The organism is Paenibacillus thailandensis (assembly GCF_042685365.1).
Taxonomy (GTDB): Bacteria; Bacillota; Bacilli; order Paenibacillales; family Paenibacillaceae; genus Paenibacillus_AP; species Paenibacillus_AP thailandensis.
The window spans coordinates 299,096-323,708 of the sequence record NZ_JBHUMY010000006.1 but is presented as its reverse complement, the minus strand read 5'-3'; the positions used below and the strand labels follow the sequence as shown (position 1 = coordinate 323,708).

Annotated in this window: 20 protein-coding genes and 3 pseudogenes; 5 read left to right on the top strand and 18 right to left on the bottom strand. The window is 54.6% G+C overall.

Annotated elements, in window-relative coordinates; genetic code table 11:
• Window positions 1-16 precede the first annotated feature (16 nt).
• A complete protein-coding gene (locus ACFSW5_RS06390) occupies window positions 17-1,816 on the top strand; it encodes an RNA polymerase sigma factor (RefSeq protein WP_379270570.1) in 1,800 nt (599 codons plus the stop codon).
• The gene (locus ACFSW5_RS06385) at window positions 1,813-2,949 is read left to right on the top strand and encodes an extracellular solute-binding protein (protein WP_379270569.1); all 1,137 of its coding nucleotides are present in this window, start codon (window positions 1,813-1,815) and stop codon (window positions 2,947-2,949) included. The genes ACFSW5_RS06390 and ACFSW5_RS06385 overlap by 4 nt, the downstream gene beginning before the upstream one ends.
• A gap of 116 nt (window positions 2,950-3,065) precedes the next feature.
• Here the strand turns inward: ACFSW5_RS06385 and ACFSW5_RS06380 are convergent, their stop codons facing one another.
• From ACFSW5_RS06380 to ACFSW5_RS06340, 9 genes and pseudogenes are all read right to left on the bottom strand, one after another.
• A complete protein-coding gene (locus ACFSW5_RS06380) occupies window positions 3,066-4,283 on the bottom strand; it encodes an MFS transporter (protein WP_379270568.1) in 1,218 nt (405 codons plus the stop codon).
• Between the two features lie 335 nt (window positions 4,284-4,618).
• On the bottom strand, window positions 4,619-5,308 hold the full coding sequence (locus ACFSW5_RS06375) for an AIM24 family protein (protein ID WP_379270567.1): 690 nt from the start codon (window positions 5,306-5,308) through the stop codon (window positions 4,619-4,621).
• Window positions 5,305-5,760, bottom strand: coding sequence for a hypothetical protein (locus tag ACFSW5_RS06370; RefSeq protein WP_379270566.1), 456 nt, complete (start codon window positions 5,758-5,760; stop codon window positions 5,305-5,307). Before ACFSW5_RS06370 ends, ACFSW5_RS06375 begins: the two co-directional genes overlap by 4 nt.
• 180 nt (window positions 5,761-5,940) lie before the next feature.
• Window positions 5,941-6,762 (bottom strand): SDR family oxidoreductase, encoded by an 822-nt coding sequence (locus tag ACFSW5_RS06365; protein WP_379270565.1) that lies wholly within the window; start codon window positions 6,760-6,762, stop codon window positions 5,941-5,943.
• Between the two features lie 169 nt (window positions 6,763-6,931).
• The gene (locus tag ACFSW5_RS06360) at window positions 6,932-9,976 is read right to left on the bottom strand and encodes a fibronectin type III domain-containing protein (RefSeq protein ID WP_379270564.1); all 3,045 of its coding nucleotides are present in this window, start codon (window positions 9,974-9,976) and stop codon (window positions 6,932-6,934) included.
• A gap of 421 nt (window positions 9,977-10,397) precedes the next feature.
• Window positions 10,398-10,610 (bottom strand): CLC_0170 family protein, encoded by a 213-nt coding sequence (locus ACFSW5_RS06355; protein WP_379270563.1) that lies wholly within the window; start codon window positions 10,608-10,610, stop codon window positions 10,398-10,400.
• An 18-nt stretch (window positions 10,611-10,628) separates the two neighbouring features.
• Window positions 10,629-11,864: a Ger(x)C family spore germination protein gene (locus tag ACFSW5_RS06350; RefSeq protein WP_379270562.1), complete on the bottom strand. Its 1,236-nt coding sequence runs from the start codon at window positions 11,862-11,864 to the stop codon at window positions 10,629-10,631.
• Entirely contained in the window at window positions 11,861-12,955 is a 1,095-nt protein-coding gene (locus tag ACFSW5_RS06345; RefSeq protein ID WP_379270561.1) for a GerAB/ArcD/ProY family transporter, read from the bottom strand. The genes ACFSW5_RS06350 and ACFSW5_RS06345 overlap by 4 nt, the downstream gene beginning before the upstream one ends.
• 13 nt (window positions 12,956-12,968) lie before the next feature.
• Window positions 12,969-13,643 (bottom strand): annotated as a pseudogene (locus tag ACFSW5_RS06340) (spore germination protein); the annotation flags it as partial.
• Between the two features lie 2 nt (window positions 13,644-13,645).
• On the opposite strand from ACFSW5_RS06340, the pseudogene ACFSW5_RS06335 reads away from it, so the two are divergent.
• A pseudogene (locus ACFSW5_RS06335) lies at window positions 13,646-13,897 on the top strand (multicopper oxidase domain-containing protein); the annotation flags it as partial.
• An 82-nt stretch (window positions 13,898-13,979) separates the two neighbouring features.
• Here the strand turns inward: ACFSW5_RS06335 and ACFSW5_RS06330 are convergent.
• The 6 genes from ACFSW5_RS06330 to ACFSW5_RS06305 all read right to left on the bottom strand — a co-directional run bounded on the left by ACFSW5_RS06330 (window position 13,980) and on the right by ACFSW5_RS06305 (window position 19,085).
• Entirely contained in the window at window positions 13,980-14,351 is a 372-nt protein-coding gene (locus ACFSW5_RS06330; protein ID WP_379270560.1) for a VOC family protein, read from the bottom strand.
• 48 nt (window positions 14,352-14,399) lie between these two features.
• Window positions 14,400-14,867, bottom strand: coding sequence for a MarR family winged helix-turn-helix transcriptional regulator (locus ACFSW5_RS06325; RefSeq protein ID WP_379270559.1), 468 nt, complete (start codon window positions 14,865-14,867; stop codon window positions 14,400-14,402).
• A gap of 261 nt (window positions 14,868-15,128) precedes the next feature.
• Entirely contained in the window at window positions 15,129-16,136 is a 1,008-nt protein-coding gene (locus tag ACFSW5_RS06320) for a FecCD family ABC transporter permease (protein WP_379270558.1), read from the bottom strand.
• A complete protein-coding gene (locus tag ACFSW5_RS06315; RefSeq protein ID WP_379270557.1) occupies window positions 16,133-17,143 on the bottom strand; it encodes a FecCD family ABC transporter permease in 1,011 nt (336 codons plus the stop codon). The genes ACFSW5_RS06320 and ACFSW5_RS06315 overlap by 4 nt, the downstream gene beginning before the upstream one ends.
• A 106-nt stretch (window positions 17,144-17,249) precedes the next feature.
• Entirely contained in the window at window positions 17,250-18,212 is a 963-nt protein-coding gene (locus tag ACFSW5_RS06310; RefSeq protein ID WP_379270556.1) for an iron-hydroxamate ABC transporter substrate-binding protein, read from the bottom strand.
• Window positions 18,213-18,488: 276 nt separating this feature from the next.
• Window positions 18,489-19,085 (bottom strand): hypothetical protein, encoded by a 597-nt coding sequence (locus ACFSW5_RS06305; RefSeq protein WP_379270555.1) that lies wholly within the window; start codon window positions 19,083-19,085, stop codon window positions 18,489-18,491.
• Window positions 19,086-19,342: 257 nt separating this feature from the next.
• Between ACFSW5_RS06305 and ACFSW5_RS06300 the strand changes: the two are divergent.
• Together ACFSW5_RS06300 and ACFSW5_RS06295 are read left to right on the top strand one after the other, a co-directional pair.
• Window positions 19,343-19,987 (top strand): annotated as a pseudogene (locus ACFSW5_RS06300) (DUF2278 family protein); the annotation flags it as partial.
• Window positions 19,988-20,344: a lamin tail domain-containing protein gene (locus ACFSW5_RS06295; RefSeq protein WP_379271043.1), complete on the top strand. Its 357-nt coding sequence runs from the start codon at window positions 19,988-19,990 to the stop codon at window positions 20,342-20,344.
• 154 nt (window positions 20,345-20,498) lie between these two features.
• On the opposite strand, the gene ACFSW5_RS06290 is transcribed toward ACFSW5_RS06295, so the two are convergent.
• The 3 genes from ACFSW5_RS06290 to ACFSW5_RS06280 all read right to left on the bottom strand — a co-directional run bounded on the left by ACFSW5_RS06290 (window position 20,499) and on the right by ACFSW5_RS06280 (window position 24,555).
• Window positions 20,499-21,344, bottom strand: coding sequence for a sulfurtransferase (locus ACFSW5_RS06290; RefSeq protein ID WP_379270554.1), 846 nt, complete (start codon window positions 21,342-21,344; stop codon window positions 20,499-20,501).
• Between the two features lie 157 nt (window positions 21,345-21,501).
• A complete protein-coding gene (locus ACFSW5_RS06285; RefSeq protein ID WP_379270553.1) occupies window positions 21,502-22,854 on the bottom strand; it encodes a glycoside hydrolase family 30 protein in 1,353 nt (450 codons plus the stop codon).
• Between the two features lie 54 nt (window positions 22,855-22,908).
• The gene (locus tag ACFSW5_RS06280) at window positions 22,909-24,555 is read right to left on the bottom strand and encodes a sugar ABC transporter substrate-binding protein (RefSeq protein ID WP_379270552.1); all 1,647 of its coding nucleotides are present in this window, start codon (window positions 24,553-24,555) and stop codon (window positions 22,909-22,911) included.
• Between the last annotated feature and the right edge of the window lie 58 nt (window positions 24,556-24,613).

The window sequence follows — 24,613 nt, the reverse complement described above, 5'->3', positions numbered from 1 at the left end:
AACGCGGAGGGCTGGCATGGAACGGGACGGTTACGGATTAAACGCTGCCGGAACGGCGGCAATAACGGAAAGGAAGGAACAGATTGAGCACAACGACCGGCTTGCGGAACGGGCCCGGCTGGGCGACACGGAAGCGTTCGGCGAGTTGATCGAGCGGCACCGCAACAGGGCGAAGGGCTGGGCTGAGCGGATGACCGGGGATCCGCACCTCGCCGACGACATCGTTCAGGATGCGCTCATACGCGCTTTTATGCACATTGGGTCGCTTCACGATGCGAGCCGCTTTCTTCCGTGGCTGCACAAGATCGTACGCAATCAGGCGAACATGCGGTTGCGGCGCGGCGGCCGATTTAAGCGGGAAAAGCCGTTTGCCGCTTTCGAAACGCGGCAGGCCGATGCGGGGGATGTCAATTGGGACGATCTGGACAGCATCCTGTCCCATTTAACCCGCTCCGCTACTAACGCGGCGGCGTGCAAGGAGGATCCGGCCGAGCATTTGCTTCGCAAAGAACTCTACGAAACCATTCGTTCCGTGCTGCACTGTCTGAATCGCAAGGAACGGGCCGTTTTTGAAGCTTATTTTTTCAAGCAGCTTAACCCCGAGGAGATCGCCGCGATGTATCAGATGACGACCGGCTCGATTTATACGTATATCCACCGTTCCCGCCGGAAGCTGAAGCAGGAGCAAATCCGCGTTTCTCTCGGCCTACATCCTAAGAAAGAAGGAAGCCTTATGGTTAAACGCAAGCTCCTGGAATTAGCCGAATGGCCTCCCGAAGCCGCTTCGTCGTTTACCTTCGTCGACAGAATCGGCCATATGCTCGCTTCGCTTGGGGACAGGCGCGAGACATCGGAGCTAATGGGATTGTCCGGCTTTGCGTTTCGGATGCAAATATCGGACAAAACGACCTATGCGGACGGGATTTACATGTTCGATTGGCGGAACGCCCTGTCCGCATTGATGGAAGCCGCCGGATACGACGCTGCGATGCTTTGCGGACAGTTGTCCGATTCGCCGGTGCCGCTGCTCGGCGCCGTCGAACGTTTCCCCGTCGTCCTGCCGATCGAGGAGGCCGTCATCCCGTTTATTCGCAAGTCCGTCGATTCGGGCAAGCCCGTGCTTTATTTCGACACGTCGGCGATGCGGCCTTACGTTCATGAATGGTCGCTTATTTACGGTTATGACGACGAAAGCAAGCTTGTCTACCTGACCGATGCGATGCAGCCGGAAGGCAAGACGATGTCGTACGAAGAAATCGCGGATAATCCGGTAAGATTTCTGGCCGCTGCAAGCCGAAGGGAAGCCGCCCCGTCGAGCCGCTCGGAGACGGAAAAGCAGCGCCGCAAAGCGGCTTTGGAAGCCGTTCGATTCGCCGTAAGCTACGCTCGCAACAGCCGGGCGTATTGTCCCATGACCTCTTATCTGTCCTATACGTCCGGACTTGCCGCGTATGACCGCTGGATCGAACATTTGCGGCGCGGCCCCGCTTCGCCGCCCAACCGGTACGGGCTTGGACAGCTTGCCGCCGTTTACGCCGAAACGAAACGGTACGCTGCCGCTTTTTTGCGATCCGTTCCGTTCGAAGGAGAAGCGATGCGCCTTGTTCTATTGGCGGCGGAAGCTTACGAGCAAGCGGGCGAAGCGATCGCGGCCGTCGGGGACATCGTCCCGTTCGTGCGAACGGCCGAGATTGTGCCGCCGGATACGAGCGAGGCATGCGCGAAGCATCTGGAGATAGCAAAAACGTTCGAGGCCGCGGCAATCGGGTATTTGGAAAAATCAATCGCCCTATATGGAGAGGAGCTTTCACCTTGACCACGAATGAAATCCGATTTTTAACCGAATTCCAGCATCTGCACCATGTCATGAAAACAAAGGAAACGTTCGAGGCGGAGCATCCCGGAGTCCGAATCGTCATCGAACAGTCGACCGATCATTATGAATCGCTGCAAGCCTATAAATCGGCCGATGCGCCCGACATCATCGAATCGGGAGGCTGGGCGCTGTTTAACCATAAAGGCATGTTCCTTGATTTATGGCCGTTCGTGGACCGCGAACCGGGTCTTCGGGACGATATGTATTCGGGAATCAAACGCGTCGCCGGCAAAGACGGCACGCTTCCGGGCTTGCCCGTTGACGTCTCGCTTCCTCTCATTTTGTACAAAAAAGAACTGTTCGATAAAGCCGGCTTAAGCTACCCGTCCGACAAGTGGACCTGGGACGACATGATGGAGCTTGCCGGGAAATTGACCGTTCGCAATGAACAAGGCGTCGCCACGCAGTTTGGCCTCGGCTTCGGGGTAGACATCGAGGAGTTCGAGCCGTTCGTCATGCGCAACGGCGGACGTTACCTGTCGCCGGACGGTTTAACGGCCAGAGGCTGCGTGGATCAGCCTGCCGTAATTGACGCCATTCGGATGATAATTGACGCTTACCGGCATCACCGGGTCATCCGCAATCCGGGCGAGCCTTCCGAGGCGGGCGATATTCATCAAGGCTTTGCCATGGTGTTTGGTTACACGTGGCTTGTCGGCAACTTGGCCCGGGTCGGACTGCTCGAGAAGTATGGCGTAGCAGGGCTGCCGAACATGCCTGGCAGAGAGCAATCCAACATGATCTATATGGGCGCGGCAGGCATCACCTCGAAATCGCGGCAGCCCGAACTGGCTTGGTCGTTTTTGCGGCATTATGTGCTTGGACGGCCCGATGCTTTCCGCTCGCCTATGACTTTGCCGGTTACGCGATCGCTTGCGGTTCAAAGCGGCCTTGCCGACCATCCCGTCTGGTCGCGGTATTTGCAAGAGCTGGAGCATGTACAAATTAGCGGCTTCTATATGAACGAGAAGTGGAACTCATCCCGCCAGCTTATTAACGAAGACATTCACCGGATGATTCTCGAAGGCGCGGACGTCGCCCACACCGTAAGATCGTGGACCAGATATGCTTGACTCTATTCGGCCTCATAATGAAATAGCCGGAATCTCCGCTGCTGCGGGGATTCCGGCTATTGATCGTTAAACGCCGCTCTCAAACTTTGATAAGCTGCACATCCAATACGTTCCCGTTACGATCCCTGCCGTTCCTGTATATCCAGGTTCTTCATCTGAACCAACAAGAAAATACCGGTTAAGGCCGTTACGATACCCGCCCCCAAAAACCACGATTGTACGCCGTACCGGTCGACGACCGGACCGGCAAGCAGCAAACCGATCGGCGAAGCGAGCAGCATCACGCTTGTTACGAGCGAAATGACCCTGCCAAGCATCATCGGATCGTAAGCTCTCTGGATCATCGCCATATAAGGTCCGTTAAAAAACGGAGAGGCCGCCCCCATCATAAAGGATAAAACGACGAATACGATGAAAGCTTCTTTCCCGAGAAGACCGGATGCCGCGCAGGTCGCCCCGATGACGATCAAGCTCGAACTAACGTAAGCGATATCCTTTCGCTTCGAGGCCGCAACGGACAACAGCGTTCCGCCTATAATCATTCCGGCGCTGAATACAGCCTCCACCACGCTGGCGCTATAACCCCCGCGTTCAAAATGCGACAGCGTCATAAACGGAAACAAAGTGGCCAAAGGCATAAACGCCACGCTGAATACGGCGGCAGCCGCCGTAATGACAACGATCGCCTTCACTTGAATAAAGGCACGCCATCCAAGCTTAAGCTCTTGAAAGTAACGAGGAGCTTCAAGCGACTCCGGCTTCGGTTGACGGATTTTGATCAACGATAACATCAGATTGGCGATTAAAGCTCCCGCTACATCCAGCAGCAGCACGACGCCAAGGGAAGCGGCCGAATACACGGCGATGCCGAGAGCCGGACCGATAATGTTCGCCGCCGACATCACCATCTGCTGCCAGCCCGCCACGCGGGTTAATTGATCGGCCGGCGCGATAAGCGGTATCGCGGCCTGGAACGACGGCGCATGGAAGGCGGAAGCGATGGAACGTACCGCCAATATGAAGCATACGAATGCTACGCTTGGTTCGCCCCAATAGAAATAGAGGCCCAATACGAGACTGAATAACGCGATTGCGCTATCGGCGGCGATCATCGTAAGCTTCCGGTTTAACCGGTCCAGCCAGACGCCGATGAACGGGCCAAGCAGCGCTTGCGGCAAAAAAGCGATCAGTCCGGCGATCGTCAGAACGACAGCCGAATGCGTCGTTTCGGTCAGATGCCAGATGATCGAAAATTGAACCATCGAGGATGTTAATATCGAGAATATTTGTCCGCTAAAAATAATGGCGAACGTTCTTTTCCAATGAGTTTGCATGTTCATTTCTCCTTTTTGAAGGGCAGCAGCCGCGAACCGTTCGCACACGTATCCGACGACACCCGTTTTTTGGCATAAAAAAACCACTCCAGCGTCTCAAAGGCATGAAAACAAGCAGCACAAATAAACTCTGGCCCTTCTGAAAAAAATCAGCCGAGTTTCTTTGGATGCTTAGTTTGCTACCTTAAACGCATAGAATGGGTCACCAAATAACACCTCCAAAAAGTTAGTGTAAGTTTATCAAGGAACGGCCGATTTTTCAAGCGGAGCTTCTTACCGTCTGCGCAAAAAAAACAGAGCCGCCTTGTGGCATAGGCGAGCTCTGTTTCGTAAACTCACTTGATATAGACGCTGCCGAAAGGCAGCACTTCGCGAAGAATGCGTTTAATAATGCCGTCATTCTGAAGCTGGGCTTCCAAAGCGGGGTCTCTTGAGCCCGTCTGAATCAAGACGGGGCCGTTTCCTTTGATTTCCCACTGGATATTCATCGATTGGCTGGCCAGCTTATTGCCGTAAACGGATAGCCGGATGGACGCCTGCTCCGGGTAGGCGACAAGCGCGGCGGTATCCACGTATAAAGGCGTATCGGGATGCAGCGAAACGGCGCTAATGTCGCCGGGAGCCATAATGCCAAGCTCTCCCGGTCCGTCAAAGCGCATCCGCACGAATTCCTTCGTAATCCATGCGTTTTTCATCTTTTGAACGACGGGCTTCATCGTTATGCCGTCCGAAAAAAACAAAACGTGCCGAATATCGAACAGAAGGTTTCCGTTATTTTCAATCGGGACGGTTTCAACGTTGCAGCCGGAGGGCAAGCCGATAACGAACTCGGAGGGGCCGTGCAGCAAGGATCGCACCCACTTCTTCTTCCGGTACATCCCGGCCAGGTCCATCAGGCGGTCCTCGCGAAGCTGAGGTTCTCCACGAAACGCGACGATCGATTTCGGATGCAGCATATGGAGCTTGTCCGTCTCGGCAAGCTGTACATGGACATGTCCGCTTTTCGAGGGAACCGAAATTTTCATCCGCTTATCCCTCTCCGACCGGCGTTCTGATGCCTGCGCCAAGCCATATACCGCCACACCCGGACGGATACGATATAAGCCGCGATCAGTACAGCCGCAATCACGCCCGTATAAACGGCTTTTTGCTTCAATAATTCCTTCTGCCGCTGCAGTCTTTCGATTTCCGCTTGCAGACTTTCGTTTTGGGCGATCAATCGCTTATTTAATTCGACCAGCTCCTGCTGTTTTTGCTCGCTGTCCTCGACGGCTTGGAGCGTTTGTTCCAGCTGCTTGGCGAGAGCCTCGTTCGCTTCCGAATATTGGCGTTCGATTTCGTTTATTTTATCCGGCGCATTGTAAATGTCGCCGATCCGGTCGAAAAAGCCCGCTTCGGCGACCGGTCCCGGGAAAATGATTAGGATAGCGGCGATGATACCGATGATTGCGGTCATTTTTGCAAAGAATGCCGGCATTTTGCCCTCCCTCCGTTCGATAACGCAACAGTTTGTGCATTTATTTTACATTTTTTTTCGACAACAGTCATCTTCGCGTCCCGGCTGCTATTTTCAAAACGCAAAAAAATAGAGCTTTCGCTCTATTTTTAACAAGTTTTAACCGCATTTGCGTTTGCCGCTGCCTTGATAAAGGTTTGCTCACAGAAGCGTTTCCGCTCCGTCGATATAAATCTCCGTTCCGGAAATATGGCTTGAACGGTCCGAGGCCAGAAACAGCACCAGATCGGCAACCTGCTCCGGCCGCCCCGGACCGTGCTCGAGCGGCTGGCTGCCCTCCGGATAGACGACCGGGATGCGAATTTTGTCCAACTGCTTCGTATGCTCCGTGTTTTCGCCGATGCTCGTTTCGATCGCTCCCGGGCAAATAACGTTGACGCGTATTTTATAACGGGCCAGCTCGAGCGCCGCCATCTTCGCAAAGGCGGCCTGTCCCGCTTTCGAGGCGCTGTAAGCCGACATCCCGAGGCCGGAAAATTTGCGGCTTCCGTTAATGGAGCTCGTAATAATGACGCTGCCCCCCGCTTGCTTCATATGCGGAACGGCGTATTTCATGGTCAGAAACGTACCTTTTAAATTCGTCGACAACGTCTCGTCCCAAGCTTCAGGCGATAAATCCTCGATCGGCGACAACGTGCCGTTGATCCCCGCGTTCGCGAACACGATATCGATTCGCCCGAATCGCCCGGCGGCGGACCGGATCGCTTGCTCCATCCGTTGCGGGTCCGACACGTTCACATCGTAAAATTCGGCTTCTCCTCCCATTTCGCGGATTGCCTTCTCGACTTCTTCGGTACGTTTGTCGATCAAATCTAGCAGACCGATCTTCGCCCCGTTCCGCGCCAGCAGCAGCGCAGCCGCGCGGCCGATGCCCGAGCCCGCTCCCGTGATGATCGCCGTTCTCCCGTTCAATAGCAGCCCGCCCGCTTCCGTAGGGGTCGTCTGTACGTCGCTTTTGCTCATGGAAAGATTCCTCCTAATTTGATCGCTTTCGCGGTACTACCTTTATACCCTTAATCGATTGGCGGTAATCCGAATATGCCCCCGGAACTTGACCATGCTTTGCATGGCGTTCTTTCGCAAAAAAAGACCGCTTCGTCTCGAAGCGGCCGAGCTCTAATGCTGCAGCTCTCTATCGTTCTTTATGAAGCGTCGTTACCTTAACCGTTTCGGACTTAGAAGATTGTCCCCCGCCGTTCTGCGCAACGACGTAATACGTGTAATGCGTGCCCGGAGCAGCCGTGCGATCGTAATAAGCGCCGACTTTCGCAGTGCCGGCAAGTTCGTATTCGCTTTCGCCGGCTTTTGCCCGGTAAATCGAATATTGCGAAGCTCCTTCGGCGGTCGTCCAGATAAGCCCGACGAAGGTTTCTCCTACGTACCCGACCGTTAATCCGGAAGGCGCAGACGGGGCGGGCACGGCAACGGCGATCTCCCCGCTTGGCGCGGATTCGCCCATTTCATTCACGGCCGTTACCCGGTAGCTGTAGCCCGACTCTCCTACGCTTATGCTCCTATCGGTATAGGCAGCCGAATCCGTGCTTCCGATCAGCGCATAGGCCGAATCGGCATTCCCTTTTCTGTAAATGTTGTAGGTCTCCGCTTCAGATACCGCATTCCACTGCAGCAGGACGCCCGAAGCCGATGCCTGAACGGCGGCGAGGCCGAACGGGGTTTGCGGTGCGGACACGGCGTTCTTGGTTGTGACGGTTATGCCGTCGGACGGTTCGGATTCTCCTCCGCCGCCGACCGCGGATACCCGGTACGAATACGACGTAGACGGGCTTACCGTCCGATCGGTGTATTCGGCTGTCAGCGATCCTCCGATCCACTCATAAGATCCGGTTGCCCCGGAGGCTCTGTAGATTTGATAGCCGACCGCCCCTTCCACCGGCGTCCAGCTCAGCTTCGCGCTTAAGCTTCTGACGAGCGGCGCCTGCAGCCCGGTCGGAGCCGAAGGCGCCGGCAACGCGGGATCGTAGGCGGTCACGCTGGCGCTATCGGATAAAGGCGATTCGCCGCCGGCGTTAACGGCGGATACTTGATATCGATAACTGACGCCTTGAACGACGTCCGTATCCGTGTAGCGAAGTTCGAAGTCTTGTTCGGGAGCCGAATAGGTCGATGCCGCAACGCTGTCGATCGCCCTATACCCTTCGTCGAATAACGAGGAGCGGTATACGAGGTAATAGGTCGCTTGGCTGACGCTTGGCCATGCAAGGGATACGGCGTTATCATCCGCTGCGTAACCGGCCGTCAAGGCCTCGGGTCCGTTCGCGGGCGGTTCCGTCTCCGGAGACGAAGGCTTCACGATAACGAAATAGTTGCATCTCGAGGTATTGCCGTTCGCCCCCATTGTGACGACCGATCCGGCGGCATAACGCTTTTTGTACAGCCGGAACTCGACCGGCTGGTCGTCGACGATTTTTTCCCCTGTATTGTCGTATGACGAAAGCCACGATGGGATAGAGGAAATGCGGGTATCGTAGGCGACATAAACGTCAGCATCGGCGGCCAGTACAAACGACAGCAAATCGCTGCTCGTCGAACTGCGTGATTCCATCGCCGACCGTATCCATTCCGTTCCTTTGACCGAATCGGGCACCGTAACGAACTTGTACACTTTCGACCCGGTCATCCGGTCTCCGAACACGATGTCCCCCGGTTGGAGGCTTGCTTGCACCGACCAATTGGCCGCGTTCGCCGCGCCGCTGCCGCTGTTGTCGTTAATGACCACATTGCGGACCGTTTCCCCGTCCATAACCGGGGAAATAACGGGCTCCGGCGCCGGTTCGGGTTCGACGGGCGGCTCGAACGGCGTCCCCGCCCACGGCGCCGGCGTCATCGGATAGTTGCGGGGAAAGCCCGGTGCGGCCAGCTCGTTCAAATATTGTTCCAGATTCGTGTACCCGTCCCCGTCCCGATCCCCATTCCGGTCAAGCGGATCGAGTGGGTTCAATCCGTTCGACTGCTCCCACTCGTCCGGCATGCCGTCCAGGTCGGCGTCGGCAGGACCGGTTGACCGCTTTAACGGAGGATATGGGCCCGGGTCCTTCTCATGTCCGATAATCGCGCCCGTGCCTGCTTTCACGCTGTCGATAACCCGTCTGTCGACGGCATCCCGGGCAAGCGAAGAACCGGCATGCGCCATCACGTTGCGATAAGCGTCTTCAGGCGATTCCGTATGCACAAGCGGATATTCGAACCGCTCGTCCACGACGACGCTTGGCCTTTTGGCCTCGATTATTCCCGTTCCCGCATCGACTCCGTCAACGACGCCGTTTTTGTTGCTGTCGATCCGGTTGTTTTCCAGATACACCTGGTAGTTTTCATTGCCGCGAACGACGGCGTATTGCGGATCCATCGAATTCACGCCCGCGATGAAATAATTGCCGACGACGTTTCCGTATCCTTTCGTACCGGATTCTCCTCCGGCGACATAAGGAAACTGTCCCCAGTTGTACAATACGTTATTGACAAAATCGATTTGCCCTTTCGTTTTTGGATTTCGGTCGTTGTTATGGGCATACAAATTGTGATGCATCGTTATCGTGTTCATTTCAATAAGCCCGCCCATGGAATGCGTCAGGCGCCCTTCCGAAATGATGGACCACTGCACCGTTATGTTTTTGGACTTCGGATTTTCGTAATCCTTGCTTTTAATGGAAAGCACTTCGTCGCCGCCCCAAGAAAAGGAAGAATGGTCGATGATGACGTTCTGGCAATCCTCAAAATACATCGTATCGTCCGTGCCGCCCTCTGCCGTTCGGAAGGTCATATACCGGATGACGATATCTCTGCAGTTGTAGAAGCGGATAATTTCGGACCGGATTCTGACGCCGTCCCCGAGCGCCGTCTGGCCCGCGATCGTAATGTTGGATTTATTTCGAAGGACAATCTTCGGGACCGTAAGGTCCCCCGATATGTCAAAAACGATCGTGCGCGGCGTCTCCCCCGCCGTCGTGAGCGCATCGTAGAACGTGCCCGGCCCCGTAAGCTCGTAGCTCGTCACATGGTATACTTCGCCGCCGCGGCCGCCCTTTGCCGCGTAACCGAACCCTTCCGCTCCCGGGAACGCGGGCAGCTCTTCGTAACCGGCATTGGCGACTGGAGCCTGCAATTGGAAGAACGAGAATACAAGAGCTAAACAACATGCAATTACTATCGGCTTCTTCATTTCGCACCTCGCTTTTCGAATTAACCTTGCCTGCTGGCGTCAACCCTTTTTTTCCAGCCTCCCCATCAAGTTCGAATCATCTTTGAAAGCGCTGACATAAAACGAAACGGAAAAAACGCTCTGCCCTGCCGCATCGAATCCTATAGCTCCAACCGCGAATTTACTTCCGCTAGATCACCGTTACCGCCCCCTTCTCTTCGAATCACGGCCATCATACTTCCGAAGACAACGCTGTGCAATTGCCGTATTCTCCACCGGATGAGCCATTTCAACAGCAGGCCGAATGTACCGAGGCCTTTCCGCGTTATGGCATATTAGCGGGTCCGCCGAGGAAACGGTTTATTTACATTCCGTAACTTCCGTCGCCTTTTTTGCATGAAGAAAACGGCTGCGACCCGCAGGCATAAAATCACGCCTCAAATTACCCGAAAAGCTTCGCGATATAAAACCACAGAAAGCTGCCGGCACCGATCGCAATATTGATCCATCCCAAACATTTGGAAAACCAATATTCTTTCGTCATTCCCTCGATTTTGTATCCGACGGCATCGAGGCGCAGCAGCAAAAAACCCGTAAGAAGCCAAAGAGTCGTCGCATATTTCATCAAGTCGAAATTTTCAAAACCGTCGTTCATTGGCGTCGCTCCTTTCCGTTATTTCGCTTTCATCCCGATCCGGCGGAAATACGTTTTGGTACTGACCTCGATCTTGATGTCCGGGTACATCCTTTGCCATTGCTCTTTCGTTCGCACATGGGTGTTCCAATATCCAGGATACTTAGCCCTCACAAATTCGCCGAAGCCGCAAACGTCGGATCCGAACTTTTGCGTATGGTTGATGAAATCGATATAAAACTTGTCGGCGCCGGCCGCGTCCACCTTCTCTATTTTTTTCAAGATGTCCGCGTTGCTGATGCTGATCGATTCCCCGACCTTCTCCTCCAAATTGATCTCCAAATAGACCTTGAGCTTAAAATGCGGCTGACCGTCTCGAATGTCGACGTCCAAATCCGATTTGCGCCGAGCGGCGTACACCATTAACGTCTCGGCAGAATCCTCGCCCACATTAATAAACGTGCGGTAGCCCGCCGGATTTTCGCCTTTAATCGCTAGATAAGCGGCAATTTGAAGCGGGCTTGACCTTCCCACCATCCGGCTGCCTTTGAAATAGGCGAGCCCTTGGAGCTCGACGTTATCCTCCTTCTTGACGTCCACGTACGGCAAAAAGCCTTCCTGCCCTTTTTTGACCGAGTTGCTCCAGAACACGCCGATGAAACCGGTCGGAAATTTCCCCATTCTTACCGCCTCGTCCAACGTCGAATGCAAGTAAATCGTAGGTACGCGCTCCAGCTTCGGGGCGGTTTGCATCAAATCGAGCGCTTTACCCTTCGATACCATCATCCAAGCCGTTCTTCGCACTTCCGGATTGCGCCGAAGATAATCGTTCAAATTGTCCAATCCTCTCCGGGCTATGTCTTCGGATACGACAATAACCCGCAAATGCCCGAAAAAGAGCCTGCTTGCGATTTGCTGCTGCAGGTTCATGATCGCATCATCGATGGAGTAGCCGTCCACCTCGATGACCCAAACGGTTCTGCGGGTACCCGAGCCCCCGTTCCCTCCTCCGCTTTCCCCGGGACCAAGCGGGATTCTTCCCGGCAACGCGATTTGCGCGGCGAGGTGGATCTGTTGCTGTTTCGGTACGGGAAATTCATTGCTGTGGGTGATCTCTTCCTCGTTTTCGCCGTCTCCTTGCCGAACGTCGATCGATAACCCGAGCACGACTGCGCGTTCCTCGATTTCGAGCCGATCCCAGCAGCCGGACAACAGAAGGCATGGAAGGGAGATGGCGAGAACGGTCCGCACGATTTTTACCGCGAATGTGTTCATCCGGCATTCCCCCTTTGCCGCCGGAATAAAGAGATCGTTAAAAGCAGCGCGGGATAAGCGATAGTCAGGCATAACCCGAATCGTCCCACGATCTCGACTATTTCGTACATTTGCAGGATGTTCCTGGGCAAAACGGCAATCACGAACACGATAGGCAAAATAAAAAACGAGCACATGCGATGATCCTTTAACCGCAGCACGATGCTCATGGAATGAATCGCGAAAAAATAGCTCGACAGAAGCGTCGTAAATACCGCTATTACCCATACGAACAGAAACGCGGCGTCGAGCCGTTCGAGTACATTGGCCGGGAGCGAAGTCATCTTCGCCAGCTCCAGCGTCGGCCACAGCTGGTTCAATATTTCTTCCGGCCCGAACACGCTGACGGTCGCAATGACGATGACGACATAAAATGCGCCTGCAATTCCCATTCCCCAGAAGCCTGCCGTCAATGCCTTCTGCGGCTGCTTCATCGAGGGGATCACCGATGTCAAAATGAACGAAGCTTGACATAGCGCGGCGACCGTCAGCACGCCCTGGAACATGCCGTTCTCCCCGCTGCCCCAAATCGGCTGCAGATTAATGGAGTCGGCATTTTTTAGCGACAGCGCGACGATGACAAGACCGGGAACGAGCATGAGCGGGGTGTAGAAAAAATGGATATACGCAAACTCGTTTATGCCGTGGCGCGCGGAAAGCGAGGCGAGCAGCAGCATGCAGATGACCGTAACTTCAAGCGGCGTGTTTTTCAGAACCGACGTAATGACGACTTCCCCGAACTCGCGGGCCGTGAGCGACGTCAGCGTCGTAAAAAAAGCGATGAGCAGCAGGTTGCCCGGCACAGCCGCCCATTTGCCCAATATATTCGCGCTATATTCGACGATGGTTTGTTTCGGATACCGTTTGCCCAATACAGCGATGAACACGGTGCCAAGCATGGCGAGCAGAACGCCAAGCAGGGTAACGAGGGGCGCTCCGGTGCTTCCGGCCCGGACCGCGAACAGCGGCAGCGGCAGGACGCCGACGCCGATGATCGTACTGAGCAGAATGCAGGAGGTTTGCAGAACCGTAATTTCCTTGGGCTTTTCCATAACCGGATCACTCCTATTGCTGCCCCGGATTGTCGGGTTCGAGTATATTTTTTTTCGGTTCCTGGATTTGGCTCACCGTCTCGGGACTGATGCGGGTGCGGTTCCCGGGCTTCACTTGGGTTGGCCTTCGCTTCATCGACCATAACGGCGCCCGTATGAGCAGATCCTTTAAACCTTGCGCGTCGATAGGCACAAGAGGGCTCAAATACGGCACTCCGACCGATTTAAGCGACAGCAGATGATTGGAAATAAGAATCAGCCCGATCATAATGCCGTACAAGCCGAACGTCCCCGCCAGCACGATCAGCGGAAACCGCAGCAGCCGGAGCGCAAGCGCAGCATTGTAAGCCGGCGTCGCGAACGACCCGATCGTCGTCAAGGCGATAATCACGACGGTAATCGGGCTGGCAAAGCCCGCCGACACGGCGGCCTGGCCGATGACCAGAACGCCGACGATGGACAGCGCGCCGCCGACCTGCTGCGGCAGACGAATGGTCGCTTCCCGCAGCACCTCCATCGAAATTTCGATGATCAATACTTCGACCACGGCGGGAAACGGCACGCCTGCCCGTCCTCCCGCTACCGCGACGGCGAATTCCGTCGGAATAAGCTCGGGATTAAAAGAGATCAGAGCGACGTATAGCGAAGGAAATACAAGCGAAAAGGCAAGGGCGACAAGTCGCGCCATTCCTGCACGGGCATCATATGACGGTATTGAAGAAAAACGGCAAGAGCGTCAAGACGCCTTGGATGACCGATAAGTTAAACGTGATGCCCGGCGAAACGTATGAAGTGGCCTTTGTTGCAGACAATCCCGGCATGTGGATGGACCACTGCCATAACCTTGACCATGCGGCGACCGGAATGATCCTGCATCTCATGTACGACCATGTTCTTTCTTCGTATGAAGCGGGGACGCGATCCGGCAATCTGCCGGATTGACGATTCTTATAGACGAATTGCAGCGGAAATGATACAAGCTGACATCGGTTGAGGACCGGAGTCAGCTTGTTTGCTCTTGGCATTAGTCTCGGTAGTAAGACATCACCCAGCACACGCCGTTTCGGTCGGTAACGATCGCAAGCAATCCGTTAAACGGAGCTTCGTACACTTCCGTGTTGATCGTCCCTCCCGCAGCCAATTCGCCATAGATTCTTCGGAACTCTTCCTCCTTCTCGATTTTCACAAAAACCCTTACATAGTCACCCTTCATTACCGGCTTCGCCGCTTGAGTATCCGCAAACTTAAGTGTCGCCCCTTCCACGCGCAAGTCCGCGTTAAGCACCGCTTCCCCTTGTTTGCGCAAAATCGTAATCTCTCCGCCAAAAACGTTTTGATAATACTTGATCTCGTCTTTGCAGTTCTCCAATACGATAAACGGAATCGTAATCATCATTTGACATCCTCCTTGGGATGATGGGATTGTTTTCGGTAAAGGTCCCGGTCATTCCGGGGCTTCCTCCCGCTCGCTCAGATTGCGAAGCACGATTTTCAGCATGCTTAGCAACAAATCATATTGTTCATCGGTAATACCTCTACGGGTCTTGTTCTTAACGCGAGCCAACGCTTCCTTCACCTTCGGAACCACCTCCCGACCCGCTTCCGTCAAATAAAGCAAATGATAGCGGTTGTCCGCGGGATCTGCTTCCCTCCGCACGTACCCTTCCGCTTCCAGCTTGGCAATCGCCTTTGCGGTCGTCGTTTTGTCAATAAGCAGCTTCTCGCTTAGCGCTTTCTGCGTGGTCGGCTCCCGAGACGCAATCGCCATTAAAAAAATGTACTGGCCGCTCCCGATTCGATAAGGCGCCAGCTCGCTCGAGATCAAGACCTGCATATGGCGGTAAATAGCCGAAATGTATTGTCCGTGCGATTCCGTCTCGTTTCCGCTGCTCTGCCTCCGTTGTTCGCTCAATTTATCCCCTCCTCTCTATATAGGATGGTATTGCAACTAATTTAATCATATGCAATATAGGATGGTATTGCAACTATTTTTTTGAAGCGGCATGTGAAATCGGCTTGGACGATTTGCAACAAAAACGCAAAGAGGGCGTTAACCTGGCTGCCTCCCGGCAAACGGTTAAAGCCCTCTCCCCGCTGATGCGGCTTCCCATCTTTTATTCTTCGCGGCTTCCTTCTATCTGCCGCCGTCCCCTAAGTTTTTATACCGGCGCTGCTACTTCTTCAACAGAAGATACAAGAAATAGGGTCCGCCTATGAGCGCAACCATAATGCCAGCCGGAATGCCCGATGGATCGACGAGATTGCGTCCGACGGTATCCGCGAACAGGAGCAGCCATCCCCCCATCAGCACGGCAAGCGGAACGTAATATTGATGGCGGCGGCCGATGATCGCTTTGGCGATATGGGGTGCCATCAGTCCGACGAACGCGATGCCCCCGGTAACGGATACCGCTGCAGCGGCAAGAGCGACGGCTGTCCCGAGCAACAACAGCCGGTCCCGGCCAACGGAGACCCCGGCCCCGATCGCAATCCCTTCGTCCATCGCCAGCAAATTAAGAGCGTTTGACTTGTACAGCGTATACGGGAGCAGGATCGCAACCCACGGCATGAGCGACCATACGAACGGCCAATCCGCTCCCCAGATGTTGCCCGCCAGCCACTTCGCGATAAAATCGACCTTGCGGTGATCGGCCGAAGAGATAAGAACGATCATCAAGCCGGACAAGGCCAGCGCAAAGCCGGCGCCGACGAGAACGAGCTTGACGGGCTGCAGCCCCGTCGCTTTGGAATAAGAAAACAAATAGATGAAGGCAGCCGTTACGAGCGCACCTCCGAACGCGACAAGCGGAAGCACATAAGCGAACGTCTCGGGATCGAGAGGAAAATAAAGAAAAAATGCCGAAATCGCCACGCCGGCTCCCGCATTAATGCCGACGACGCCGGGATCGGCCAAGTCGTTCCGCGTAATCCCTTGCAAAATAGAACCGGACAGCGCCAAGGCCATGCCGGCCAGCAGCGTCACGGCGATACGCGGCAAACGGATCGAGAACAATACGAGATTTTCCTTGACGGTTCCATGCCCCATCAGCGTCGAAAGCAGACGATCGAGGGAAAGCGCCCCGGAGCCGATGCTCATTCCGGCTGCAATCGTCGCTGCGATTAATATCGACAGGATCGCCAAAACGACAGCTTGCTTTTGAATCTTCGTGCTCGAGATCATGACAGCGACTTCACTCCTTTGCGCACAACGAACAAGAAGAACGGGAGACCGAGTATCGCGACAATCGCCACGACCGGCGTCTCGAACGGCGCGTAGAGCGTTCGGCCAAGCGTATCCGCCATCAGCATGAACGTCGCTCCCCAGACGGCCGACATCGGAATGACCGCACTATAGCGGGTTCCGAACATCGCTCTTACGATATGAGGGATCATCAGCCCGATGAACGCCATGTTGCCGACAAGCGCACCGGCTGCGCCCGCCAGCAAAATAACCAATATGTATAATACGGCTTTGACGTGTACGGTACGAAGCCCCAAGCCGACGGCGGCTTCTTCGTTCAAGCTTAAAATCGTGAGCGGCCTGGACAAAACAACCGCAACGATAAGAGAACCTGCAATAATAGGACTAATCGCTTGCACTTGCCCCCATGTCGTGCCGATCAATCCTCCCGACGTCCACATCGTGACGTCTTTGGACGTTTTGAACAAGAGGCCGATCCCGTCCGACACCGCATATAGAAATGCAGACACGGCCGAGCCGGCCAGAACGATCCGGAAGGGAGACAAGCCGCCTCTCTTCACTGCGCCGATGCCGATGACGAGAAGCATACCCAGTGCGGCTCCCACGAAGCAGAAAAGCATGATCCCAAAGTAATTGAGTGCCGGCAACAAGGCCACCGCCACTGCCAGCGACGCGTTCGCGCCGGCGGTCAGCCCGAGCAGGCCGGGGTCCGCAAGCGGATTGCGCGTCAAACCTTGCATAATTGCGCCGGCCACCGCAAGCGCAGCGCCGACCAGCATAGCGGCCACTTCGCGGGGATAGCGAATTTCATGCAGCATCGCGATTTTATCGTCCCCGCCGCCGCGGTTAACCAGTATAAGCCAAAGCTCCCGCAAAGTTACATCCTTTGCGCCGAGCAGCATCGCGAGCAGGAACATGACCGCTAGCGCGGCGCATCCGATTGCGATTTTAAAGACAAAAGAATAAGGCTGCCGACTGCCAAGCATGATGCAATACCTCCTCCAAGCTCTTAACGGCGCGAAAAGACCGAGATCACCTTCCTTTCGCATGAGGCATCCCGGCCTAATTCATCAGTCCGCAATAAGCGAACTTTTATTTCAGAAATCCTTCCTTGAAAATATTCAGCAGATATTCCAGTGTCGTCGGATCGCTGTAAGAAGAAGCTTCCGTATCGATCTCAATGACATGATTGTTTTTAACGGCGGGGATTTTTTGCCATGTCTCCGATTGCATGAAGGAATTGTCTCCCTTGGCGCTTCTGCTTAATACGATATAATCGCCGGCATAATCGCTGAGAACTTCGGGGGACAGCGTATAATAACCGGGCTTAAGAGCGTCCGCTTTAACTTTTTCAGGCATGTTCAGCCCCATCGTCTGATACAGCAGCTCGGTTCCGCGCGCCCAATTATCGCCAAACACATAGAAATTTTTCGAGTCGGTTTCGATGACCGACACGGTCGCGTTCTCCCCGATTTTCGCTTTAATTTCTTGGCCGATCGCTTCAGCCCGTTTCGTGAAATCGTCAACCCAAGCTTGCGCTTCCTGCTCCTTGTTCAGCAGCTTGCCGATTTCGAGCTGTTGCGCCAAGTAATCCCGTTTCCCCCAAGTATAGGCGACGGTAGGCGCAATCTCTTGCAGCTTGTCGATATTTTTGCTGCTTGCATCGGCGATGATCAGATCCGGCTCTACTTCTACAATCTTCGCCAGATTGTCCTCGGATACGATGGCCACTCCGGCAAGCTTCTCAGTGAAAAGCGGATTGTTGTTCGTCCATTCGTCTACGCCGACGAGCGTTCCGTTCAGCGAGAGCACGTTCGGCGCGTTCGTTAGAGCGACAATGCGCTGCGGATTGGCAGGCACCTCTACCGGTCCGAGCTCGGATTGATAAGTAATCGTGCCGGTCTTCTCCGCAGACTCGGACGTTGATGCCGGCGCGCTTGCACCCGGATTTGCGCTTGCAGAGGATGCTTCGTTATTCGCGGAATTGTTTCCGCAGGCGCTGATCAGGAATAGTGATAACATGAGAATGACGGGCAAAAGCAATTTTTTACTCATTTTCAATCCCCTTCAATTAATATTGATTCTCAATATCATTATGTAGTCCAATATATCGGTATTACATCTCGTTGTCAATGATAACCATCGATGCATCTTGAAGAGGACGAACCGTTTGACGACATCCTGCAGACCTGTAAAGCAAACAAAAAATATAGAGCCGCAGAGGCTGCACCTCCGAGGCTCTATATTTGTTTTTTATCATAAAAACGCCTTATTGCTCCTCTCGTCGCCAATCACAATCGAGTATCCTCATGCGCTTATTCTTCGTTTGAACTAGCCTGCTTCTCTTTCGTCAAGTAAATGATTCAAACTGGCCAGAACGCGAAAGGTCAAGTTTATATACTCATTCGATTTATTTGGACTAACCTTAAATGTTCTGTTATGCACGGCTTCATTTCTAATTCTATAAAGTCTGTCGCAAATTTCAAACAATTCATGAGTAATAACTTTATTATCAGACAAATCCCGAAGTATTTTCATAGGCGGCATATTTATGCTTCTAAACTCATTCTTCTCGGCTAGCTTGCGCAACGCTTCTTCGACAAGCAGCCATGAATCGATTATTCCGTCTCTTGATGAACGAAGATTAACATCTTTGATGTAACTCAATCTTTCTACTGCATTTGAATTCACGCGCATGACTTGGTTGTTTATCATGTCGGTTGTTTTGGGAAGCCGCGCTTCTTCCGCTATTTTCTCTGCTTCCTCCAGCTCCATATCGAAATCCAGCTCGAATTCCTTGTATTTCAGTTTTGTGATGGAAGGTATCAATTCCGTCAATGGCTTCTTTAGCAAAATGATGATCATCAACACGGAAACAGGCCAGGCCAATGTTTTGACTATTTCGGACACAAAAGTCAGCCAGTCCAAAATACCACTCCCTTCCAGTGTTTTTTTCACAAATTGCACAATTGGTCTTGGATAAATTTACAACTCATCCAAATTTAATATAACATGATAGGCAACCCCTGTATAGGAAAACAAATTGGCCAGCGGCGGTTTCTACGGCAGCGTCGAATGTTTAGTTTAGATGAAGAATCTTTTAACCGGAAGGTAAATCTGTTTCGATGTGGAATTGTTGTTAGGAGTAGTTCGACCATGGATCCGTGTTGAAAAGGAGGATTCTTATGCCCATTCATCCCTATGGCGTACTTAAATGCAAAGCGGTCGACCGGCGTCCCGGCACGAACGAAAATGCCCATTTTCAGGTGCATACTATAGCAAATGACGAGCATTACCGTATTGCGATCAACGTCAAATCGCAATTAAGCCCGTCCGAGCTGCTGTACTGCACGATTGAACAGTTTGACCATGTCGTGACGGATGACCTGTCGTCGATGCCCTTCGGCTTTACGCCTCTTGCGAGCAAGCCCGACGGTCAAGCGCTAGACTTTATCCGCGGCAATTTGTTCGATCGCAGCATGATGGTCCCGCTCGCCTTCGATATTCCGGGAAGAGACAACGATTTGAACGGGAAGCTGGATTTCTACATTCGTCGAGCCATGGAAGCCGAAGATGCCGTTTTGTACGCATTCGGGGAACGTTGGGGACCGGAGCTAGACACTGCGGACAAAATTTTCGGCTTCAAACCGGGCAACGGAATTCACAATATTCATATGAATCAAGGCAATGTCGGCCGCTTTACGAAAGACGACGGCGTCTATCAAGACGGCGGGCTGTTGATTCATTTCCCGTCGGAGGATCGGTGGATCGCCGTTTTCCTAGCCTTTCAATCCCAGTCCTGGCATACGGACGACCGGACGGGACATGCGATTGACGGTCCGGCCGAGAATCCCGGCACGAAGCCTGAAAGCCCGAAAGGCGCCGTTCAAATCGCCGGAGCGGTCGTCCTGCCCGAGCACGGAGGAAACGAAACGGTCACGTTGCTGAATGCTTCCAACCGAGCCGTGGATGTGACGGGCTGGGCTATCGCCAACAAGGCGAAGCGAAAGGTTAAGCTTCAGGGCATTATCCAAGCCGGTCAGTTTATGACCGTGCCGATAACGGAACCGGATTTTCTCCGCAACAAGGGCGACATTATTACATTGCTGGATCCGAACGGCTTGAAAGTCGCAGGCGTTTCCTATACGAAGCAGCAAGCGAAGCAAGGTTGGACGATCCTTTTTTGACGGCCCATCTCCCCGCAAAGTATCACGCGATTGCTCACGCTCGCTGCGTGACAGCGATCAGTAGAACAAAAACCAAATGAGGACCGTGAGCCCCCGCCTCCCGGCAGCCTGTCACAGCCCTCAAATCCCGCGTCCCGCGCGGGTTTTTCTTTGCTTACTCTTCCCCCGTCGCAATCGGATTTCCCTCATAACTAATCCAATCGCTCCAGCTGCCGGCATACAGCTTCACGTCCTGGAAGCCCGCTTCCTTGAGTGCGAGAACGTTCGGGCAAGCCGAGACGCCGGAGCCGCAGTAGACGATAACCTCGCGCGAAGGGTCAAGCGAGCCGAAGCGCTCTTTGAGTTGGGCCGGGTCCTTCCATCTGCCGTCGCCGCTCAGCACGTCCTTCCAGAAAAAACTGCGCGCTCCGGGGATGTGGCCGGCCGCCTTGTCGATCGGCTCTTCAAGGCCCAAATATCTGCGCTCCTCCCGGGAGTCGATCAGCTGCATGCCGGGTGTACCAAGCCTTGCCTTCACTCCTTGCGCATCGACAAAGTCCCACTCCGCTTGGCGCGACGGCACATAAACCGACGGTTCTGCTTCGGGAACTTCCGTCGTGGTTTCATACCCGGCTGCGATCCAACCCGAGAAACCGCCGTCCAATACGCTTGCTTTGTCATGGCCGATCCACTTCAGCAGCCACCATAAACGGGACGCATACATGCCGCCTTGGTCGTCGTAAGCCACCACTTCCGTGCCGTTGCCGATGGAAAGCTCCCCGAGCCTTCGCGCCAGCTTATCGCGGTCCGGCAAAGGATGCCTTCCTCCATGCTTGCCGACCGGGCCGGACAAGTCTTCGTTCAAGTCCATATAAACCGCTCCCGGCAGATGCCCCTCCGCATAAGCGCGGCGGCCCGCTTCCGGCTCCGCCAGATTAAAACGGCAGTCGACGATCGCGATGCCCGTCGAAGTCCCGGACAGCTTCTTCTTCAACTGTTCAACCGATATCAGATTAGACATATATACCGTCTCCTTTGCCGCGATGGCGCTTTCGTTCTCGTATTCCTCTTTCCCAATTCTACCATATTCACGACAAACCAAGCGAAAAGAATATCGACGGCAAAAAAGGCACCGCCCCCGTACTGGGGCAATGCCTTACGTTTCGTCAGCCGCAAACTTACCGGCGAAGCAGTACGGTCAACGCCTGCTTCGCTCCAAGCCGGACGGCGATTTCTTCTTCGCCCTGCAGCTGCAGCGATACGTCGGCGCTTCTATCGCCGTCGTTGAACAGCACGGCCGCCAGCGAGCCGTCTGCGTTCCGGAACGCGACGTTGCGGACGAACTCCGCGCTTGCGGACGACCCGAGCCGCACCGCCTTCGGCCGGATCGCTTTGCTGAAATGCGCCAGCGCGTAGTAATCGAGCGTATACGTCAGCTCTTTCGTCCGCTGATCGATCTTTACGATGCCGCGGCACGTGCTGCGGCCGAAGCCCGGCACGGTCGGCCCGTTGTTTTCGTCCAGCGCCATGTTCCATAACACGAACGACTTGCTGTAATTGCGCAAAATGTCGATGCCCGTCCGCATCACGTTGGAGAAAGCCTGCTCGAACGGCGGAATCCATTCGCCTCCGGACCCTTCGGTGAAGTGGACCTCCTTGCCCGGAAACGCCTCGAACACGTCCGACTGCGCCGAAGGCTTGCCGCCGTACCAATGCCATGCGACGCCGTCGACCGCATCGCCGGCATGCTCCAGCACCGCCAGAGGATATTCGGGCTTGTCCCAGTTATGGTCGTAGCACAAAATTTTCGTGCCGATGCCGTTGTGCTCAAACTGCGGCTTCAAATGGTTACGGATAAAATCGGCTTGCGCCTCGGGCGGCATGAGCATGCCGGGATAATGCCCCGGCACATAGAGCGGCTCGTTCTGCGGCGTTACCGCGTAGACCGGCAGCCCATGAGCCGCATATGCCTTAATGTAGCGGACGAAGTAGCTCGCGTAGGACGCATAATATTCCGGCTTCAGCTCGCCGCCGATCATCGAGCCGCTTGTTTTCATCCAGCCCGGCGGGCTCCAGGGCGAAGCCATCAGCTTGACGTCCGGATTCAGCCGGACGGCTTCCTGCAGCAGCGGCACGATGTCCGCCTCGTCATGCGCGATCGAGAACCGTGTCAGTTCCGGATCGGTTTCGCCGGGAGGCAAGTCGTTATAGCTGTAAAAGCCGCGCGCATAATCCGAGGCGCCCATCGGGTTGCGAAGCACCGACAGGCCGATGCCTTCTTCCGCGTCGAACAACGCCTTCATCAAGGGCGCCCGCTGCTCCGGCTCCAGCACCCGGCGGATCAAATACGCGGACGAATCCGTGAAGGACGCCCCGAAGCCGTCCATTTCCTGATAGGCCGTTTGCTCGTCGACCGCCACCGCAACCCGTTCCGCATCGGCGGCCGCGGCGCCGGGAGCAAGCTCCCGCGCCGGCGTCTCCGCAAACAACTCATGTTCGCCTTTCGATAGGTACATCTTGATGTTCAGCATGCCGTTCCCCTCCGATAGTCTTTTTGGTATTCTCTTCCCCCAGGCGGGCCGGGCCTACTTCAGACCGAGCTTCTCCCGGTTCGCCTTCATCTTCTCGGTGCGAATCTCGGTAATTTGATCCCAGCTGTTGGCGTCCAGGAACGATTTGTACTCGTTCAGCACGCTTTCGAAAGCGGCGTCGTCTTTGGCGCGGATCATGCTGACCAGCGTCGTGTTCCATTTCGTATTGATGGCGCTAAGCGCGCGCGCTTCCGGCGTTCCTTGGTCGGGATTGATGTTTTCGAGAACGAAGTGCGGCTTCAGCTTGCCTTTGCCCCATTCCTGCATTTGCTTGATCGCTTCCGGGAACGCGTCCGCGCTGAGCGCTTTATGGCGGTCATGGCCGAAGAAGATGAACTCGCCAAGCCGGTATTCCTTCTTGAACTTGTCCGCGTTCGTCAATTGAAGCTCCTTCACGGCCGGCACCAACGAGACGGTTCCGTCCGCGTTTTTCTGGTACGTTTCGCCTTCGATGCCGTAGTTCATCAGCATTTGCCCTTCCTCGCTCAACAAATACGTAAAGATTTGAATCGCCTTGGCCGGGTCCTTCGCGCTTTTCGTAACAAAGCTGATCATCCAGCCTGTAATGCCGGATTGGTTCAGCGTCGGCTTGTTGCCGACCGTGCTTTGCGGCCCGTCGATGGCGATATATTCCTTGCCCGGGTTTGCGGTCTTGAACATTTGCAGGTTGCCGCCCTGCTGCGGCGTACCGTCCAGCAGCATCGTAGCGTATTTGCCCGCTTTCACCTTTTCCTCGAAAGCCGTTCCGTCGTCGGCAAAGCTATCGTCGCTGATCGAGCCGTCGCGGTAAGCCGCGTTAAGGGTCTTCACCCAGGTCAAATAATCTTCATCCAGGTTGCGGTTGTAAAATCCGCCGTTCTCGTCCTCGAGGGGAACGCCGATAAAGTCCTGAAGCGTGTCGCCCAGCGAGCCGGTGCCTTCGCCGATGGCGTTAAAGCCGAACGGAATGAGCACCGGGAACCGCTCTTTTATCTCCTTCAGCGCCGATTGGAACTGCTCCGGCGTGCCCATTGCGGGCTTGCCGAGCGCCTCGTAAACGTCCTTGCGGATAATGAACGCCGTTTTCGCCGGAATGTTGCCGCTGTCGTAATCCGCTTGCGTATTGGAATAGTCCGGATAGCCGTACGTTTTGCCGTCCTTCAGCTTGAACCAGTTCATCGTGTCCTGCGCCGCGACTTTGTTGAAGTACGGATCGTATTTTTCCGCCAGATCGTTCAGCGGGAGCGCCCACGTCGCCGCTTTCTGCACGACCGGGGAGTTGGAATCGAACGTCGTGATCAGATCCGGCATATCGCCTCCGGCAAAAAACGTATTGAGCTTCGTATCGTCGCCGGTAATGAACTTGATGTTGATGTTCAAGTCTTCCTTGATTTTTTTCGTCACGACGTCGTTGCCGAAGTCCGTGTTCCACCAATCCGCGTTCACGTACCAGGTCAGCTCCGTCGGCTCTTCCTTTTTATCCAGCTTCCATGCCGGCGTATTCGGGTCCGGGGTGTACCGGTCCTCAATCGAAATCCAGTTTTCTTTTTTGGAGCCGGAACCGCCGCTGGACGAGCAGCCGGCGCCGGTTACCGCGATTGCCGTCGCCGCGGCAAGGACGATGAGCCCCTTTTTCCCCAAGCCCTTTTTCCGATTGAACATGTTTATACCCTCCTCATTAATAAAGCGCTTTCTTTTCTCGCCTCGCTCAAGATGCGTC